The organism is Pseudidiomarina indica, from assembly GCF_900104245.1.
In the GTDB taxonomy this organism is placed as follows: Bacteria; Pseudomonadota; Gammaproteobacteria; order Enterobacterales; family Alteromonadaceae; genus Pseudidiomarina; species Pseudidiomarina indica.
The window spans coordinates 40,264-55,119 of record NZ_FMXN01000007.1; the positions used below are offsets into that span (position 1 = coordinate 40,264).

Genomic DNA, 14,856 nt, shown 5'->3' on the forward strand with positions numbered 1-14,856 from the left:
TTAATGATCCCGGTTCAGCAAATGGTCAGCGAATGCTGCTAATAATTCGGTATTGTAAGAAATTTTGGTAAGGGCATGAAGCGCTTTCTGGTGGAATTCCTGTAAACGCTGCTGTGCTCCGTCCAAACCTAAGAGTGTAACATAAGTGGATTTATTTGCCTCTGCATCGCTTCCTTTCGTCTTGCCTAGAGCGATGGTATTACCGATCACGTCGAGCATGTCATCTCGTACTTGAAACGCTAAGCCTAAATAGTAAGCAAAGTCATCGAAATGTTGGCGGAAGGGCTGGGCATCATCACCCCCAGCAAGCACCCCTAGAACGACGGCCGCCCGAATTAAATCGCCGGTTTTGTGTTCATGAATGCGAGCGAGCTCGGGTTCGGCAAGGTGAGTGGCACCTGTAGCGGCTAAATCAAGTGCTTGCCCGCCACACATGCCGTGGTCTCCACTGGCTTTCGCGAGCACATGAATCATGGCTAACTGGCGGCTTGGATCGACGGCGAGTTGGGGGGAGCTCAATAATTCGAACGCCAGAGTTTGTAAGGCATCCCCGGCCAAAATAGCGGTAGCTTCATCAAACGCGACATGACACGTTGGGTGCCCTCGACGCAACTGGTCATCATCCATTGCGGGGAGATCATCATGGATTAACGAATATGCATGAATGCATTCTACTGCGGCTGCAGCCCGCAACACGACATCTGGGTGAGCGCCACATAATTGACCGACTGCTTGGGTTAGGAATGGGCGGACACGCTTGCCACCCAAGACCAGCGCATAATGCATGGCTTCATTTAACCGGGGGGCAACGGCAGGACGTTGCTGTAGCAAGTCATGCAGGTACTGGTTGATCTGTTGTTTCGACTGGTCCAATAGTTCTTGCAGATTCACGCCTCATCCTCGGCAGCCTGTTGAAATGGGACTAAGACTTCTTGCCCTTGTTGCTGTAGCAATTGTGCTACTTTTTGCTCGGCCTGTTGCAGTTTTTGTTGGCTTAAACGGGAGAGCTTCACCGCTTGCTCAAACTGAGCGAGCGCCTGCTCAAGAGGGAGTTCGCCTTGCTCCAGCTGAACGACAATTTTTTCTAGCTGTTGCATGGCTTGTTCAAATGATAAATCACTCATAAGATAGGCGACCTCATTGGGGCATGAAATGATGGCGCACAAGTTACCCTGATTACGAAGTGTCGTCAAATTTGGTATAATGTCGCGTCCCTTACTTTAGCTCAACGATGGTCTCAAAAATACTCGCATGAAATTTACAGTTCGACTCCACGCAGAAATCACGATTAAAAGTAACGGTGTTCGCAAAAGATATGGCAAGTTGTTGGTTAATAACTTGAAAAGTATCTTCCAACGACAAGGAATCAAGGCCAAAGCGATTTGGTGTTGGGACCGAATTGAGGTGGTAGTCGCACCCGATGCAGAATTGCAAAAAGAACAAATCATCGAGTTGCTGCAGCGTGTGCCGGGTATTTCTTGGTTCAGTGAGTCTCACGAAATGCCATTGCCTGAAGGAAACCCTACCGATTTTGTGCCAATTGCTGAATTGGTCGTGGCCTGTTGGCAACCTGTCGTGACAGGGCAAAGTTTTGCGGTGCGAGTAAAGCGTAAAGGGGAGCATCCGTTCCGCTCATTGGATCTTGAGCGTTACTTAGGGGGTGCATTGTTACGCCACTGTGCGGATTCTCGAGTGAATTTAAAACGCCCTGATGTTGAGGTACGGGTTGAAGTCGATCGGGATATCGTGCGGGTGTTTGGCGATAAAATTCAAGGGCTAGGTGGCTTTCCGCTACCGACTCAAGAAACCGTCTTAAGTTTATTATCCGGCGGTTTCGACTCCAGTGTTGCAAGTTTTCAGCTGATTCGTCGTGGTGCACGGGTCCATTTTTGCTTTTTTAATTTAGGCGGTGCGCAACATGAAACCGGTGTCCGGCAAACTGCGTATTATCTCTGGCAGCAGTATGCGAGTTCGCATCCACTTAAATTCATTAGTGTGGATTTTGCACCAATTGTCGAAGAGATTTTGACGAAAGTTGATCATGGGTTGATGGGAGTCGTATTAAAACGACAAATGCTGCGGGCGGCGGAACGGGTTGCGGACAAGTTGAATACGGCTGCAATCGTGACCGGAGAAGCGTTAGGGCAAGTTTCGAGTCAAACCCTGAGCAACCTCAGTGTGATTGACGAAGCCACTCGAAAACTGGTGCTACGCCCATTAATTACCACCGATAAACAAGATATTATCAATTTGGCGGACCAAATTGGCACAGGTGATCTAGCTCGGAGCATGCCAGAATATTGTGGCGTCATTTCGAATAAACCCACGGTAAAAGCGAAACGAGACGATCTTGAGCGGGTTGAAAGCCTATTGGATGCGAGTTTGCTTGATCAAGTTGTTTGCCAAGCAAAAGTTGAAGAAGTAAGCCAGATTGGCGCAACCCTAGAGAGTCGGGTCGAGCAGTATCATGAAGTACGTGACGTCGATACAGCCATTCATGAAATTGTCGATATCCGTAGTCAAGATGAGGTTGAGCGAAAGCCCTTTGTTGCTCCTCATGATGGGGTTGTGGTTCGGCATATTCCATTTTTTAAATTAGCGACAGCCTTTGCACAATTAGATCAAGGTAAAACCTATTTACTCTATTGCGATAAAGGAGTAATGAGTAAACTTCAAGCCTTGTACTTGCAGGAACAAGGCGTGACTAATGTGGCGGTTTATCAGCCTCGCTAACGACACACTATTTTTATTGGACGTTGATAAGGGATAAACGGAATGATCTCAAGAAATGTAGCTCGAATTATCTTTTTGTTGCTGTTGATTGCGCTGTCAGCTGCATTTCTGATGCAAGTGTCAACGGGGGCCGTGCCGCGGTTTGAACATGCCGATAAAGTGGTCCATTTTGGTGCGTTCTTTGTCTTGGCATTGACCTTTCATCGCGCCTTTCCGATCCCAATTTGGGCCGCGTTGATTGTCTTAACGCTGTATGGTGTTGCGATTGAGTGGTTGCAGGGAATGCTGCCCTATCGGGATGCCAGCTTGGGTGATTTAGTCGCGGATGCCTTAGGGGCTGCCGCGTATTATGCCATCGCGTATTGGTACTATCGCCGACAGAAAAAGGGGCGTGTGCAGAACCTGAACGGGGTGAATGAACTGCAAAAATAAAGTGCTGTGGTATTGCAGGGGAGAGCTCCCCTGCAACCTAAATTATTCCTTCGCAGGCTTTACTTTCTTTCCTTGCTTTGGCTTTTTTACTTTCTTCACTTGCTTCGTTTTGTCAGTTTTGCTTTTCTTCTTCTTTTTCACTTTCCCAGGCGTTGGGAATTTAAATTGGGGCCGTAAATCATCAAACACTCGGCGCTCAATTTTAATCTTTTGATAACGCTCGATGCGGCCCAATAGTTCTGCATCATGGGCTTCAACCAGCGCTATAGCCAATCCGGTTTTACCCGCACGACCGGTTCGACCAATGCGATGAAGATAGATATCTGCTTGCCGAGGTAGGTCAAAGTTTACCACCAGTGCAATATCATCAATATCAATCCCACGAGCGGCGACGTCGGTCGCAATGAGCGTGGTATCGTTGAATCGCTCCATTCGGGCAATGATACGTTGGCGGTCAGCCTGAGGCATATCACCACGTAAGGTGAGGTTTCTGACCCCAGCAGCGAGCAGTTTTCCTGCCAACTCTTCAACCCGCTCACGGGTACGCACGAAGATAATGCGGCGGCCGGGGTTTTCTTCTAACACACGCAATAGCAACTGAAATTTATGCTCGGCCGTATCAGCCTGGTACCAGCGTTGTAAAATTTTGCCACGTTCCCGTTTAGGAGGCTCCACCGTAATATGCTGAGGTTCCTTTTGGATCTCGCTGGCAAAGCGCAACACTCCGGCACTTTCTAAGGTGGCAGAAAATAAGAGAGTTTGTTGCAGGTGTTCAATTTCATTCAGTAATTGCTTTACGGCTGTGCTGAACCCCATATCCAGCATCCGATCGGCCTCATCGATAATCAGCCACTCGACAGTATCGAGGGCATATTGCTCTGCGCCGATTAAATCAAGAAGACGCCCCGGCGTTGCCACCAGAATATCATGGGGGGCTTCAAGCAGTTGGTGCTGTGAACCATAGTTCACGCCACCGGTGATTAATACTGTCGTCAGCCCTGTGGTTTCGTGAAAGGCATCTGCTTGTTCTGCAATTTGCTGCGCTAATTCACGAGTGGGAGCAAGAATCAGTACCCGTGCTGGGCCTGCATGACGGCGTGGAAAGTCCAGTAAATGCTGCAATGCAGGCAGCAGAAACGCGAGCGTTTTTCCGGTTCCCGTAGGGGAGTTCACCAGCAAATCTTGGCCTTCTAAAGCTGCAGGGATAACTGCTTGCTGTACTTTTGCAGGCTTGTTAAGGTTGGCTGCTTTGAGAACCTCAATGAGTTCGTCATCAAGTTCAAGTTGTTCCCAATCGGGTGTCATGCCTAATTCCTGTCGTTATGGAGAGTTTAATGGGGTTTCAATGTCGGCGATTTTACCTGAAAGATGACCAATGTGCGATGAAAGTTAGTACCGATAGTCTGTTATTCGGGGCTTGGGTCTCTATGGGAGGAGCGGAACGGCTGCTCGACCTCGGTACAGGGTGTGGCATTTTAGCCTTGATGCTAGCCCAACGAAGTGCGGCGAAGGTGCAGATTGATGCGGTTGAGCTGGATACCGCAGCAGCACAACAAGCGGTGGAAAACGTCCTGGCATCGCCGTGGCCTGACAAAGTGCAGGTGCACCTAGGACCTGTCGAAACCATTGAGCTGCCCGTAGCATGTTACGATTTGATTGTGATGAACCCACCGTATTTTGCTGGGCATTTAGTCAGCGCCTCGGCGCCTCGCCAATTAGCTCGTCAGGGCACTGGTGATGTTTGGCAAACTTGGCTGGCACGAGCAAACGAATGGCTGTGTGCGAACGGTCGGATTGCATTGGTTGCACCCATCAGTGCGGAGTTACAAATTCTGTCCCAACTTGAGATTCTGCAACTGCATCTCAAGCGTCGCTGTAACGTTCGTAGCACGCCCCAAAAGCCTGCGTATTTAATGCTATTAGAATTGCAAACGGAGCCGGTGGAAGCGGTGATGGAAGAACTGGTGATTCGTGATTTGCAGGGGATTTATACGCCGGCGTTTAAGAGTTTAACTCAGGACTTTTACTTGTCGTAAGGGAAACCGCGACGGGCTGATACCCGTCACGGTGGGTCGGCAAAGTTTATAAACCCAGTACTTCGACGCCTTGGCGGAAGGTGATATCGACGGGGATTTGAGCCGCTGCTAAACGATCAAGATCCGCTTGTAGCTGCGCATCAATGTGCCCCATGGTATCAAATAACTCTCCCACTCCTTGGTAGTCACCGTCACCCTGTAAGGTCAAAATCTTCGCTGATAACGAGTTCATGGCGTCACGCATGGCATCCATGTTCACGGCATACTGACCGTGCTCATTGCGAGTAAAGGCACCGGCTTGAGCAAAGTAGTTAAAACGAATCATATTGGCTTTTCCATGGGCACTGGCGGCACCAAAACGGACGGAGCGGAAAATACCAGCTAAAAAGGTGGTGTAGTAATCTTCCAAGACGCCCTCGGTGATAACGCCTGCTTCAAGCAATTGAGTCACCATGTACAAGCCTAAAATGTCCGCCTTACCTTCTTCCAGCGCCGACGCATGTTCTTTTAAAGCCTCACGGACGGTGCCAGGCTGATTGACCAAGTTTTTAATGCCTAAACCGTGGGCAACCTCGTGAAACATGGTATTGGCAAAGAATGCATCAAAGGTAATGTGCGCGCGTTGTTCAGGTACAATCAACTCTTCTGCAATCGGGACCAAAATGGCATCAAATTTCGCTCGCATGGCGTTTTTTAACTGCAAGCGGCGCGTGCCTTTATCGAGCTGTACCTGTTCATCATTGGGAAGGTTAATCGCAATGGTTTTACTGCCTGCATTGGAATGTCCGGCGTAATAAATCACGTCGTATGCATTCAATTGTGCGCCGGTGCCGGGTACCTCTGCTTTATATGCGTCAGGAACCGGTAGCTGGTGCTGAAGCGCTGGTAAATGTTCGGCGAAAATGGCGAGTTTTTCACTCCATTCTTGGTCTTTCACCAACACGTAGGATTCGAAGGCAGTGCGATAGCCGTACAGTTGGTCTTCATAGCTTTCGATGGGGCCGATCACAACATCAATGGCGTTCTCGGTCATGTCCATCCAAGCATAGTCAGACGCCTGATACTCATTACTTAAGAAGGCATCCGCACGCATTTTGAGGTAGGTTTTGAATGGTTCATTGTCAGCGAACTCTGCCGCTTCGCGTAATAGTTCAGCGGCACGCTGTAATTCAGGCTCGTAAGCCTCATTGTATGGAATCGCGTAAAGCTGCCCTGCTTGATCGCGCCGCACTAAGGTGTACTGATCAATTTTCCCCGGGAAATCCGCTTGTTCGAATTCTTCTTTGGTCATATCTGCAGGGTAGAAGTTCGCTCCCGCTGGTTTCTCACCGAATCCCGTCAGGAAAGGAGCGTTATTATTGAGCCTATCCCAGGGGCCGTAGTTGATGGCTGCAAATTGACGCACTTGAGGGTCAGAAAGACGACTTAAGAGGTGTTCTGCACTACTGCCATAAGCTTGTCGCCAGAATAAGTCATCCATAATCTCAGACGCCTCAATGAGTAACTTCACCATGTGGCGTTGGCGTTCACTTAAATGGCTTAAATCACTGGTGAGATCAAATGGATGATAGATGGCGAGGCGACTGTGCGCATCTGCTACCAACTCGACTGGAGGCAACGCAGCGGTCGCACTGGATTGTTCGGGGGCATGCCCACAAGCGGCAAGAGTAGCACTCAGTGCTAGAGCCGTTAACGAATGTTTGGTAAAGCTTCGCATAAATAGTGTCCTTGTAGAATGCTGGAAAGTCACGAGCGCGTTGCGGCGTCAGTGAATAAGCTCACCAAGTCAGGATAAAACGCTTTTAATTCACCTGCAAGTAAGGCGAAATCTGCGTCAATCTTCTGTTCTGGTGTGGCATCAACCAACTTATCCTGCTCATCGATGAGGATGTCAGTGGGCTTGAATCGCTTGATTGCTAAGTCGTGCTCTAGCACAAACTCGATACGATCCCGCCATTGCAAGCCTAGCTTCGTTGCGCGTTTGTCATGTTCAAGGTGAGTCTTTAACTCGGTTCCGGTCAGGTCGTGTTGGCGCATGCGCACCACGCTCCCTTCTTCTGACAAATCACGTAACTCAACTTCATCACCGAACTGGAATGGGCCTGGCACTAGCCCTTGTTGTAACCATTCCGTGAAGTAGACATCGGTTGCTTGTTCACAAAACAGCGGCTTGACTGGGAGTGAACCCAAACTGCTTCGTAATAGCCCTAAGAAATCTTCGGCACGATTTGCAGCAGAAGCGTCGACAATGACCACCTTGAGTTGAGTATCCAACATCCCCCAGGTGAGGCGAAACCGGGTGAATGCTTGGGGCAATAGACGGTGCACGATATCTTCTTTGAGGTTTTGTTTTTCTTTGCTGCCGACTTTACGGGCTTGTTCGGCTTCGATGATGTTCACTTGTTCTTCGAGTTCGGCTTGCACAACGGCGGAAGGCAGAACCTTTTCTTCTTTTCGTGCACAGAACAAATAAGCGCTCCCGATTTGGTGAGTGAGTACCTCACTATGCGCTCCAAACGGGGAGCTCCAGCCAAAGCTGGCAAGCTCTTGCCGACCGCATGGCCGAAACTCATTGTCGACCATGCGGTCGCTGATGTTGTCAGGAAGCACAAAATCTTGTGCGAGCGTATAGATTCTCAGGTTTTTAAACCACATGGTTAATCCTTGCAATAATGATGTGAGCTGCCGTTGGCGGCTCTAGATAAAAATAATCGGAAGTTTCATGGTATAGGTTAGCCCTTGGCCAAGCTGGCTTTCGGCATGAATTGTCCCACCTAATGTTTGCGTAACCAAGTTACGAATAATATGGGTTCCTAAACCACTCCCGCCTTGCTGATCTTTGGTGGTGAAAAATGGATTGAACAGCTTCTTGAGCTGCTCTTCGGTAAGGCCTTTGCCATTATCCGAATATTGAATAAATAACGAATCTCGTTGTCGTTCGATAACAATATGGATAGCCCCGGTGCCGCGCTGCTTATTTTCAAAGCCGTGAATAAGTGAATTGATAATCAGGTTAGTGAAAATTTGCGCGAAGGCGCCGGCGGGGCATCGCACACGCAGTGATTCAGGGCAATCAATCGTAATGGTGGGGTGATATGGCTTTAACCGTGGCTTTAAGGTGTGAATCACTCCTTGGACATATTCTTTAATGGTGATATCACGAATGGCTTCGGAGGTTTGGTCAATGGCGACCTGTTTAAAGCTACTGAGCAGGTCGGTGGCGCTGGCTAAGTTATCCTCAAGCAAACGAACGGACTCCTGACAAGAATTAATCGCTTGGGTGAGTTGCGCTTGCGTAAGCTCCCGCGCTTTGAGTGATCGTTCAACCTCACTGACTTGGTCACGTAAATAGGTGGCAGCCGTCACACAAATCCCGATGGGGGTGTGCATATCATGAGTGATACCTGCAACTAAGCCACCCAGTGATGCCATTTTCTCAGACTCGATAAGCTGATCTTGAGCGTGCTCTAGCGCAGTCAATGATTCTCGTAAGCGATGGTTGGTGCTGCGTAGTTCATCTTCAGCAAGCTGGCGGCGGCGAATTTCTTCTTGGAGAAACTCTTGTCGTGTTTCCAAATCTTTTTTCTGTCGTTCAAGATCCACTAAAATGCGGCTCATATTACTGGTTTTACGGGCCACCTCTTGCTCAAGAATATTATTGTGCTCATCCAGTTTGCGGTTCACTTTAATGAGTTGCTGCTGAGTTCGCTCAAGGTCTTCTTGGTATTCTTTAAGGTTTTCAACCAATTGGTTATAGGCCCGTTCAAGCAGAATGAACTCGGTGTCGCGTAAGTTACGGACATGAATTTTTGAGTGCTCTAAATCATCCAGCCGAAAGTTTTGGATTTGGCTGGTGAGATCACGCATCGGGTGACTTAACATTTGATGGAAAGCAACGCTAAATAGCAGGATTAGAAACGTACTTTTGACAATGGCGGAGCCAATGATGAAGTATAAACTGACCTTAATCCGTTCAATGGCGATATCTCGGGTGGTATATAAGGTGACATCGCCCACTTGGGTTGAGTCGCCGGAAAACTCGAACACCAGTTTTGAATAATAGCCAAACACTCCGTTGCGCTCGGGTAATTCATAGCTGTCAGCGGCAACCATCGGGAAGTCACTTAAGGGCGGGGTTCGGCCTAATTCACTGATGACTCGTCCGGTATCGTCTCGAATCACTAACCCAGCAATGGCTGGGATGTTAATAAGACCGTCGGCAATCGCTTCAATTTGTGGGGTGTTGTATTCCCATAGGGAACGAGCCAAGGAGTGATTAAAAGTACTTTGCTGGTTATTCAGCTCTTGCACCAGCATGTGCTTGGTATCGTAGTACTCCGCCACAACTTGCACCGACGTAACAATCAGTGTCAGCACAAAATACACGGATAGAACGTTGGTTAATAGCGATTTTGAAATACTAGATGTTGCCATTGAGTGTCCCTGAATACTTTCCAACAAGGTACTGGAAATTGGCCTGCTGCGCAATAAGCCAAGCGTTGTACCCGCAACCCAAGTGCGTTATGTTATTCTACTGAAGGACGCACTCAAAAAGCGGATAATGTAAGGTAAATGGTATGCAAGAACAGTTAGAGTTAGGACAAAAATGGTTAGCACAATACGCGGAGTTAGATATTTTGGTACGCGTCTTGTTATTGTTAGCGGCAGCATGGCTGGCGAACTTTGTAGTAAAGAAGATTCTTCTACGCGGCGTTCTTGCGGTTATTTCATATACTCCTGCGGGGCGCGACAAAGAATTATTTGAAAGTAATGTGATTGCGCGGATCGCGAACGTGGTTCCGGCGCTAGTTATTTCATACGGCGTGATGACTATCACGCAACTCCCTGCAGAAGTTGGGATTGTGGTGCGTAACGTTTGTAACGCCTTTATTGTATTAACGTTAGCCCGCGCGATAAGCGGTATTCTGACCGTCGTAAACACCGTCTACGAGCGTCGCCCGGATGCCCACCAGAAGCCAATTAAAGGCTATATTCAAGTCGTTAAAATTGGGATTTATGCAATTGCAGCCATTTTAGTCATTGCCGCCTTGATTGATCGTTCACCGGTCATTCTACTATCAGGCTTAGGTGCAATGGCGGCAGTCTTGATGTTGGTATTCCAAGACACCTTGCTCTCGTTGGTGGCAAGTGTTCAAATTTCTTCGAACGATATTATTCGTGTTGGAGATTGGGTGGAAATGCCAAACCTTGGCGTTGATGGTGATGTCATTGATATCGCATTGCATACCGTCAAAGTACAGAACTGGGATAAAACCATTTCGACCATCCCGACCAAACGCTTCATTAATGATCCCTTTAAAAACTGGCGCGGAATGCAAGAGTCAGGTGGGCGACGGATTAAACGGAGTTTGATGCTCGATCAAAACAGTGTGCACTTTTTATCGAGTGAAGAACGTAAAAAACTGTATCGATTCCGCCTATTGCGCGATTATCTTACTTCGAAACAGCAAGAAATTGACGAGTGGAATCAGAAATTAAAAGACGAAGGTAAGGAGCCGGTGAACACTCGCCGAATCAGCAATATCGGTACCTTCCGAGCCTATGTGGTGCAGTATTTGAAGAATCATCCGCGGATTCATCAAGATATGACGCTGATGGTGCGGCAGTTGAACCCAACGCCAGATGGACTGCCATTGGAAATCTATTGTTTTACGGCCACCACAGTTTGGGCTGAGTATGAAAGCATTCAATCGGATATTTTTGACCATCTAATTTCCATTTTGCCTGAATTTGGCTTGCGCGTATTCCAGCATCCAAGCGGTGTGGATATGCGTGAAATGGTCACACAACTTAAACAATCCGATCATAATGAAACATAACTGACATCATTAGGTCACTCCGCTGTCATAAAACAGCAGTATCTTGCGCATCATTGATCCATAGATGCGCAAGGTACATTCATGAAGCATTCCATTCTTTCTACGGTGATCCTACTTACTCTAAGTAGTGCGCCTTCCCTCGCTCAGGACTCAACCCTGGCACCTGTTGTTGATGCTGCGAACGAAATTACCCAAGCAGCAAAATCATCACAGCACAAGGTGGCAACCATTGCGGATTCCACCCAAGAACGTCTTCAACAATACAAGCAAATAACCCGCCAAATTCAAGGGCTTAAGGCTTATACGCAACAGTTGCAACGCCAACTGCAGTCTCAGCAAGCTGAAAAAGATGAACTCAATCGGTCTATCGATGAAGTCAGTGTGGTGGAGCGTCAAATTACTCCACTGATGTTGCAGATGGTGGAAAGCTTGGGGGTATTCATTGATTTGGATGTGCCTTTTTTACCAGAAGAAAGACAACAGCGGTTAGCCGGATTACAAGCATTGATGGATCGGGCCGATGTTGCCGTTTCAGAAAAATTCCGTCGCGTTATGGAAGCCTTTCAAATTGAAGCAGATTACGGACGTACCATTGAGGCATATAACGGCGTGATGGAGATTGCTGGCCAACCTCAAGATGTGGAGTTCTTACGGGTGGGACGTACGGCGTTGATTTATCAGACACGAGATGGATCGACCATAGGAGTATGGAATCAACAGCAACGGCAGTGGGAGCCACTTTCATCAAGCTACGCCAGTGCCGTACAAAAAGCGATTCGGGTGGCGAAGAAACAATTAGCCCCTGACTTATTGATGTTGCCAATTCATGTCGCAAACTCGGCGGTAGGAGAGTAATTATGTGGAAGAAATCGATTGTTGCCGCACTTGCAGTGGTAGTGAGTTTGGCCTCATTCTCGAGTTGGTCTGCCCCCCAAGAGCCGGTGAACTTAGAGCAATTGCTCCAGCAACTTCAGCAAGGCAAATTTTCCCAGTCGAAGGAAAACCAAGAGCGTGAAGCTCGGTTTCGTGCTCAAGCCGATGCGCAAGAACGTTTGTTGCGTGAAGCTATGGCGGAACGTGATCAACTTGAGCGTTTGAGCGAGCAATTAGAGAGCCAATTCGAAGGCAATGAGATGGAATTGGCGAGTCTCACAGAGGCCTTAACTCAACGGATGGGTTCCTTGCGAGAACTATTTGGTGTGTTGCAACAGGTGGCCGGAGATACCGCCAGCAAGCTACAAACCTCGGTGGTATCAGCAGAGTACCCTGAGCGTCATCAGCCGTTATTAGACCTTGCGGAAAAAATGGGCCGCAGCTCCACATTGGCGAGCATGGAAGAGATTGAATCCGTATGGCTGACGTTACTCCATGAAATGGCTGAGTCCGGAAAAGTCACTCAATTTGATTCTTTAGTGACCTTAGCGAATGGTGAAAAAGACATGCGTGAAGTGACGCGTGTGGGTGCCTTTAACCTGGTTGCCGATGGGCGTTACTTGGAATTGATTCCAGGAACCTCATCCGTTGCTGAGTTGGTTCGTCAGCCAAGCCAACGCTATTTAGCAACGGTGAAAAACCTTGAACAAGCAGATTCACAACCGACTCAGTTTGCCTTGGACCCGACCGCAGGAGCCATTTTGGGACTGTTAGTTCAAGCGCCAGACCTTGGCGAACGTATTGAGCAAGGCGGGACAGTTGGTTACATCATTTTAGCGCTAGGTGTTATTGGCTTAGTTCTCGCAGCAATTCGGTTTGTCGGATTAACCCGCATGAACGCGAAAGTGAAGCGTCAAATGAACAGCAGCAAAGTGAGTGTTGATAACCCACTTGGCCGAGTCATGGCGGTCAAAGACAACTATCCGAGCGCTGATACTGAAACGTTGGAACTGAAATTGAGCGAGGCGATTTTACGTGAAGTCCCTGCAATCCAACGGTACTTAACCTTTATCAAAATCATTTCTGTGGTAGCACCATTGATGGGATTACTTGGTACTGTCACCGGTATGATTAATACCTTCCAAGCCATTACCTTATTTGGTACCGGCGATCCGAAGCTGATGGCTGGGGGTATTTCGCAGGCCCTAGTGACCACGGTACAAGGGTTAGTTGTGGCGATTCCAATGACGTTATTGTTCGCTACATTACATACCCGTAGCCGCAATATTATTCATATTTTGCAGGAACAAGCCTCTGGAATTATTGCGGAACGTTCAGAACGAGGGCAATAACCATGCTACTGCTTGAGTTCAGTCACGCCATTCAAGATTTCATCGAAACCGGTGGGCAAGTATTGCTGGTGATTGGGGTGCTCATTTTTGTGATGTGGTTACTGATTTTGGAACGTATTTTTTACTACCTGCGTGGTCATCGCCAGGCGGTGACTGCAGCGGTACAGCAATGGCAGTCGCGAACCGAAAGAAACTCGTGGGAAGCAGAGCAAATTCGAAGTGCGCTTATTTCGCGAGTTTCGATGGCGCTTGGTGGTAATTTACCAACCCTCCAAGCCTTGGTAGCACTCTGCCCCCTGCTGGGTTTGATGGGAACTGTGACCGGCATGATTGAAGTTTTTGATGTCATGGCGGTAGCTGGCAGCGGTAACGTACGTTCCATGGCAGCTGGTGTGTCGAAGGCGACGATTCCAACCATGGCAGGGATGGTTGGGGCGCTCTCGGGAGTATTTGCCACCACTTGGTTAAAGCGCGTCACTAAGCGTGAGCGGGTGACGTTAGCACAGCAGTTGGCGTTGGATGATAGTCAACTCCAGCTCTCAGCATAATTTGGAGCGATATGATGAAACAACATTTTGCCAATTTAGTTGAAGAAGAAGATACCCAGATCGATATGACGCCCATGCTGGATGTGGTGTTTATCTTATTGATCTTCTTTATCGTTACCGCCTCTTTTGTGAAAGAAGCAGGGATTGACGTGAATCGCCCAGAAGCAGCCACTGCAGTGCAAAAGGATCGAGCCAATATCTTAGTCGCGATTAGCGAAACAGGTGAAGTTTGGATCAACAAACGCCAAGTGGATGTGCGAGCTGTGCAAGCCAATATTGAACGTTTGTATGCAGAAAACCCACAAGGCTCAGTGGTGATTCAAGCAGATAAGAAAGCGACCACCGATGTGCTCATCAAAGTCATGGATGCTGCCCGTGCTGCGGGAGTATTTGATGTCTCCATCGCAACTCAAGAAGAGGGACTATGAAACGACTTGCGCTAGCGTTGCTCGCTGCATTCGTTATGACTGCGGGCCTCTTTTACATGATGCAAGCCATGATTGTTGGGGGGGAAGGAGCGATGACTGAACCTCCCCAAGGCAGCATGCTCGACTTTGTGAGAGTGAAGCCCGACGAAGAAGTGCAGCAAAAAGAACGCAAACCACAACGTCCACCTGAGCCGAATCCTCCGCCCCCGGTGATGCCGCAGCCGCAACTGCAATCGGATCCCGTCGATTCCTCCATGAGTGGGTTTGATTTCTCCGTCGATGCGGGTGGTGATGCACAACTTGCTGGAGGCATTGGATTGGATCAAAGCGATGGTGAGTACTTACCCATTGTGAAGGTGCAAGCGGTGTATCCGCGGCGAGCATTACAACGTGGTATTGAAGGTTATGTGGTGGTTGAATTTACCGTAACCAAGCAAGGAACGGTGCGAGATCCTTATGTGGTGGAAGCTCAACCAGAGCACATTTTCGACCAAGCGGCTATCGATGCGGTATTGAAGTTCAAATACAAACCGCGGGTCGTGCAAGGAGAACCTGTTGAAGTTGAAGGGGTTCAAAACCGTCTCACGTTTGCGATTGATGGATAGAGGCTAAAC

At 48.4% G+C, this 14,856-nt stretch carries 15 protein-coding genes; 9 read left to right on the forward strand and 6 right to left on the reverse strand.

The window, feature by feature from the left end; genetic code table 11:
- Both ispA and BLP64_RS06990 read right to left on the reverse strand, forming a co-directional pair.
- Positions 1-891: a (2E,6E)-farnesyl diphosphate synthase gene (gene ispA, locus BLP64_RS06985; protein ID WP_092593100.1), complete on the reverse strand. Its 891-nt coding sequence runs from the start codon at positions 889-891 to the stop codon at positions 1-3.
- Positions 888-1,124 (reverse strand): exodeoxyribonuclease VII small subunit, encoded by a 237-nt coding sequence (locus BLP64_RS06990; RefSeq protein ID WP_092593102.1) that lies wholly within the window; start codon positions 1,122-1,124, stop codon positions 888-890. Before BLP64_RS06990 ends, ispA begins: the two co-directional genes overlap by 4 nt.
- 127 nt (positions 1,125-1,251) lie before the next feature.
- Between BLP64_RS06990 and thiI the strand changes: the two genes are divergently transcribed.
- Positions 1,252-2,733 (forward strand): tRNA uracil 4-sulfurtransferase ThiI, encoded by a 1,482-nt coding sequence (gene thiI / locus BLP64_RS06995; RefSeq protein ID WP_092593104.1) that lies wholly within the window; start codon positions 1,252-1,254, stop codon positions 2,731-2,733.
- A 42-nt stretch (positions 2,734-2,775) separates the two neighbouring features.
- Positions 2,776-3,165: a VanZ family protein gene (locus BLP64_RS07000; protein ID WP_092593106.1), complete on the forward strand. Its 390-nt coding sequence runs from the start codon at positions 2,776-2,778 to the stop codon at positions 3,163-3,165.
- A gap of 42 nt (positions 3,166-3,207) precedes the next feature.
- On the opposite strand, the gene srmB is transcribed toward BLP64_RS07000, so the two are convergent.
- Complete coding sequence (gene srmB / locus BLP64_RS07005; RefSeq protein ID WP_092593108.1) at positions 3,208-4,470, reverse strand: ATP-dependent RNA helicase SrmB; 1,263 nt, start codon at positions 4,468-4,470, stop codon at positions 3,208-3,210.
- Between the two features lie 29 nt (positions 4,471-4,499).
- On the opposite strand from srmB, the gene BLP64_RS07010 reads away from it, so the two are divergent.
- Positions 4,500-5,201, forward strand: coding sequence for a tRNA1(Val) (adenine(37)-N6)-methyltransferase (locus BLP64_RS07010; RefSeq protein WP_176754943.1), 702 nt, complete (start codon positions 4,500-4,502; stop codon positions 5,199-5,201).
- Positions 5,202-5,247: 46 nt separating this feature from the next.
- On the opposite strand, the gene BLP64_RS07015 is transcribed toward BLP64_RS07010, so the two are convergent.
- The 3 genes from BLP64_RS07015 to BLP64_RS07025 are packed head-to-tail and all read right to left on the reverse strand — an operon-like array spanning position 5,248 to position 9,635.
- Positions 5,248-6,918, reverse strand: coding sequence for a dipeptidyl-peptidase 3 family protein (locus BLP64_RS07015; protein ID WP_092593112.1), 1,671 nt, complete (start codon positions 6,916-6,918; stop codon positions 5,248-5,250).
- Between the two features lie 29 nt (positions 6,919-6,947).
- Positions 6,948-7,856, reverse strand: coding sequence for a recombination-associated protein RdgC (gene rdgC / locus BLP64_RS07020; protein ID WP_092593114.1), 909 nt, complete (start codon positions 7,854-7,856; stop codon positions 6,948-6,950).
- 42 nt (positions 7,857-7,898) lie between these two features.
- On the reverse strand, positions 7,899-9,635 hold the full coding sequence (locus BLP64_RS07025) for an ATP-binding protein (protein WP_092593116.1): 1,737 nt from the start codon (positions 9,633-9,635) through the stop codon (positions 7,899-7,901).
- Positions 9,636-9,778: 143 nt separating this feature from the next.
- Between BLP64_RS07025 and BLP64_RS07030 the strand changes: the two genes are divergently transcribed.
- From BLP64_RS07030 to BLP64_RS07055, 6 genes are all read left to right on the forward strand, one after another.
- Complete coding sequence (locus BLP64_RS07030) at positions 9,779-11,041, forward strand: mechanosensitive ion channel family protein (RefSeq protein WP_092593118.1); 1,263 nt, start codon at positions 9,779-9,781, stop codon at positions 11,039-11,041.
- A gap of 81 nt (positions 11,042-11,122) precedes the next feature.
- On the forward strand, positions 11,123-11,896 hold the full coding sequence (locus BLP64_RS07035) for a DUF3450 domain-containing protein (protein WP_092593120.1): 774 nt from the start codon (positions 11,123-11,125) through the stop codon (positions 11,894-11,896).
- A gap of 2 nt (positions 11,897-11,898) precedes the next feature.
- Positions 11,899-13,266, forward strand: a complete 1,368-nt coding sequence (locus BLP64_RS07040) for a MotA/TolQ/ExbB proton channel family protein (protein WP_092593122.1) — start codon at positions 11,899-11,901, stop codon at positions 13,264-13,266.
- An 8-nt stretch (positions 13,267-13,274) separates the two neighbouring features.
- On the forward strand, positions 13,275-13,814 hold the full coding sequence (locus tag BLP64_RS07045; protein ID WP_176754944.1) for a MotA/TolQ/ExbB proton channel family protein: 540 nt from the start codon (positions 13,275-13,277) through the stop codon (positions 13,812-13,814).
- Positions 13,815-13,828: 14 nt separating this feature from the next.
- Entirely contained in the window at positions 13,829-14,242 is a 414-nt protein-coding gene (locus BLP64_RS07050) for an ExbD/TolR family protein (RefSeq protein WP_092593126.1), read from the forward strand.
- Complete coding sequence (locus tag BLP64_RS07055; RefSeq protein WP_092593128.1) at positions 14,239-14,847, forward strand: energy transducer TonB; 609 nt, start codon at positions 14,239-14,241, stop codon at positions 14,845-14,847. Before BLP64_RS07050 ends, BLP64_RS07055 begins: the two co-directional genes overlap by 4 nt.
- Positions 14,848-14,856: the final 9 nt, after the last annotated feature.

Bases quoted from the DNA above. Each gene is read 5' to 3' on its own strand.
- BLP64_RS07000 (WP_092593106.1), top strand. From the start codon at position 2,776: ATGATCTCAAGAAATGTAGCTCGAATTATCTTTTTGTTGCTGTTGATT.
- BLP64_RS07015 (WP_092593112.1), bottom strand. From the start codon at position 6,918: ATGCGAAGCTTTACCAAACATTCGTTAACGGCTCTAGCACTGAGTGCT.
- srmB (WP_092593108.1), bottom strand. From the start codon at position 4,470: ATGACACCCGATTGGGAACAACTTGAACTTGATGACGAACTCATTGAG.
- BLP64_RS07030 (WP_092593118.1), top strand. From the start codon at position 9,779: ATGCAAGAACAGTTAGAGTTAGGACAAAAATGGTTAGCACAATACGCG.
- BLP64_RS07035 (WP_092593120.1), top strand. From the start codon at position 11,123: ATGAAGCATTCCATTCTTTCTACGGTGATCCTACTTACTCTAAGTAGT.
- BLP64_RS07025 (WP_092593116.1), bottom strand. From the start codon at position 9,635: ATGGCAACATCTAGTATTTCAAAATCGCTATTAACCAACGTTCTATCC.
- rdgC (WP_092593114.1), bottom strand. From the start codon at position 7,856: ATGTGGTTTAAAAACCTGAGAATCTATACGCTCGCACAAGATTTTGTG.
- BLP64_RS07050 (WP_092593126.1), top strand. From the start codon at position 13,829: ATGAAACAACATTTTGCCAATTTAGTTGAAGAAGAAGATACCCAGATC.
- thiI (WP_092593104.1), top strand. From the start codon at position 1,252: ATGAAATTTACAGTTCGACTCCACGCAGAAATCACGATTAAAAGTAAC.
- BLP64_RS07010 (WP_176754943.1), top strand. From the start codon at position 4,500: ATGGGGTTTCAATGTCGGCGATTTTACCTGAAAGATGACCAATGTGCG.
- BLP64_RS07040 (WP_092593122.1), top strand. From the start codon at position 11,899: ATGTGGAAGAAATCGATTGTTGCCGCACTTGCAGTGGTAGTGAGTTTG.
- BLP64_RS06990 (WP_092593102.1), bottom strand. From the start codon at position 1,124: ATGAGTGATTTATCATTTGAACAAGCCATGCAACAGCTAGAAAAAATT.
- BLP64_RS07055 (WP_092593128.1), top strand. From the start codon at position 14,239: ATGAAACGACTTGCGCTAGCGTTGCTCGCTGCATTCGTTATGACTGCG.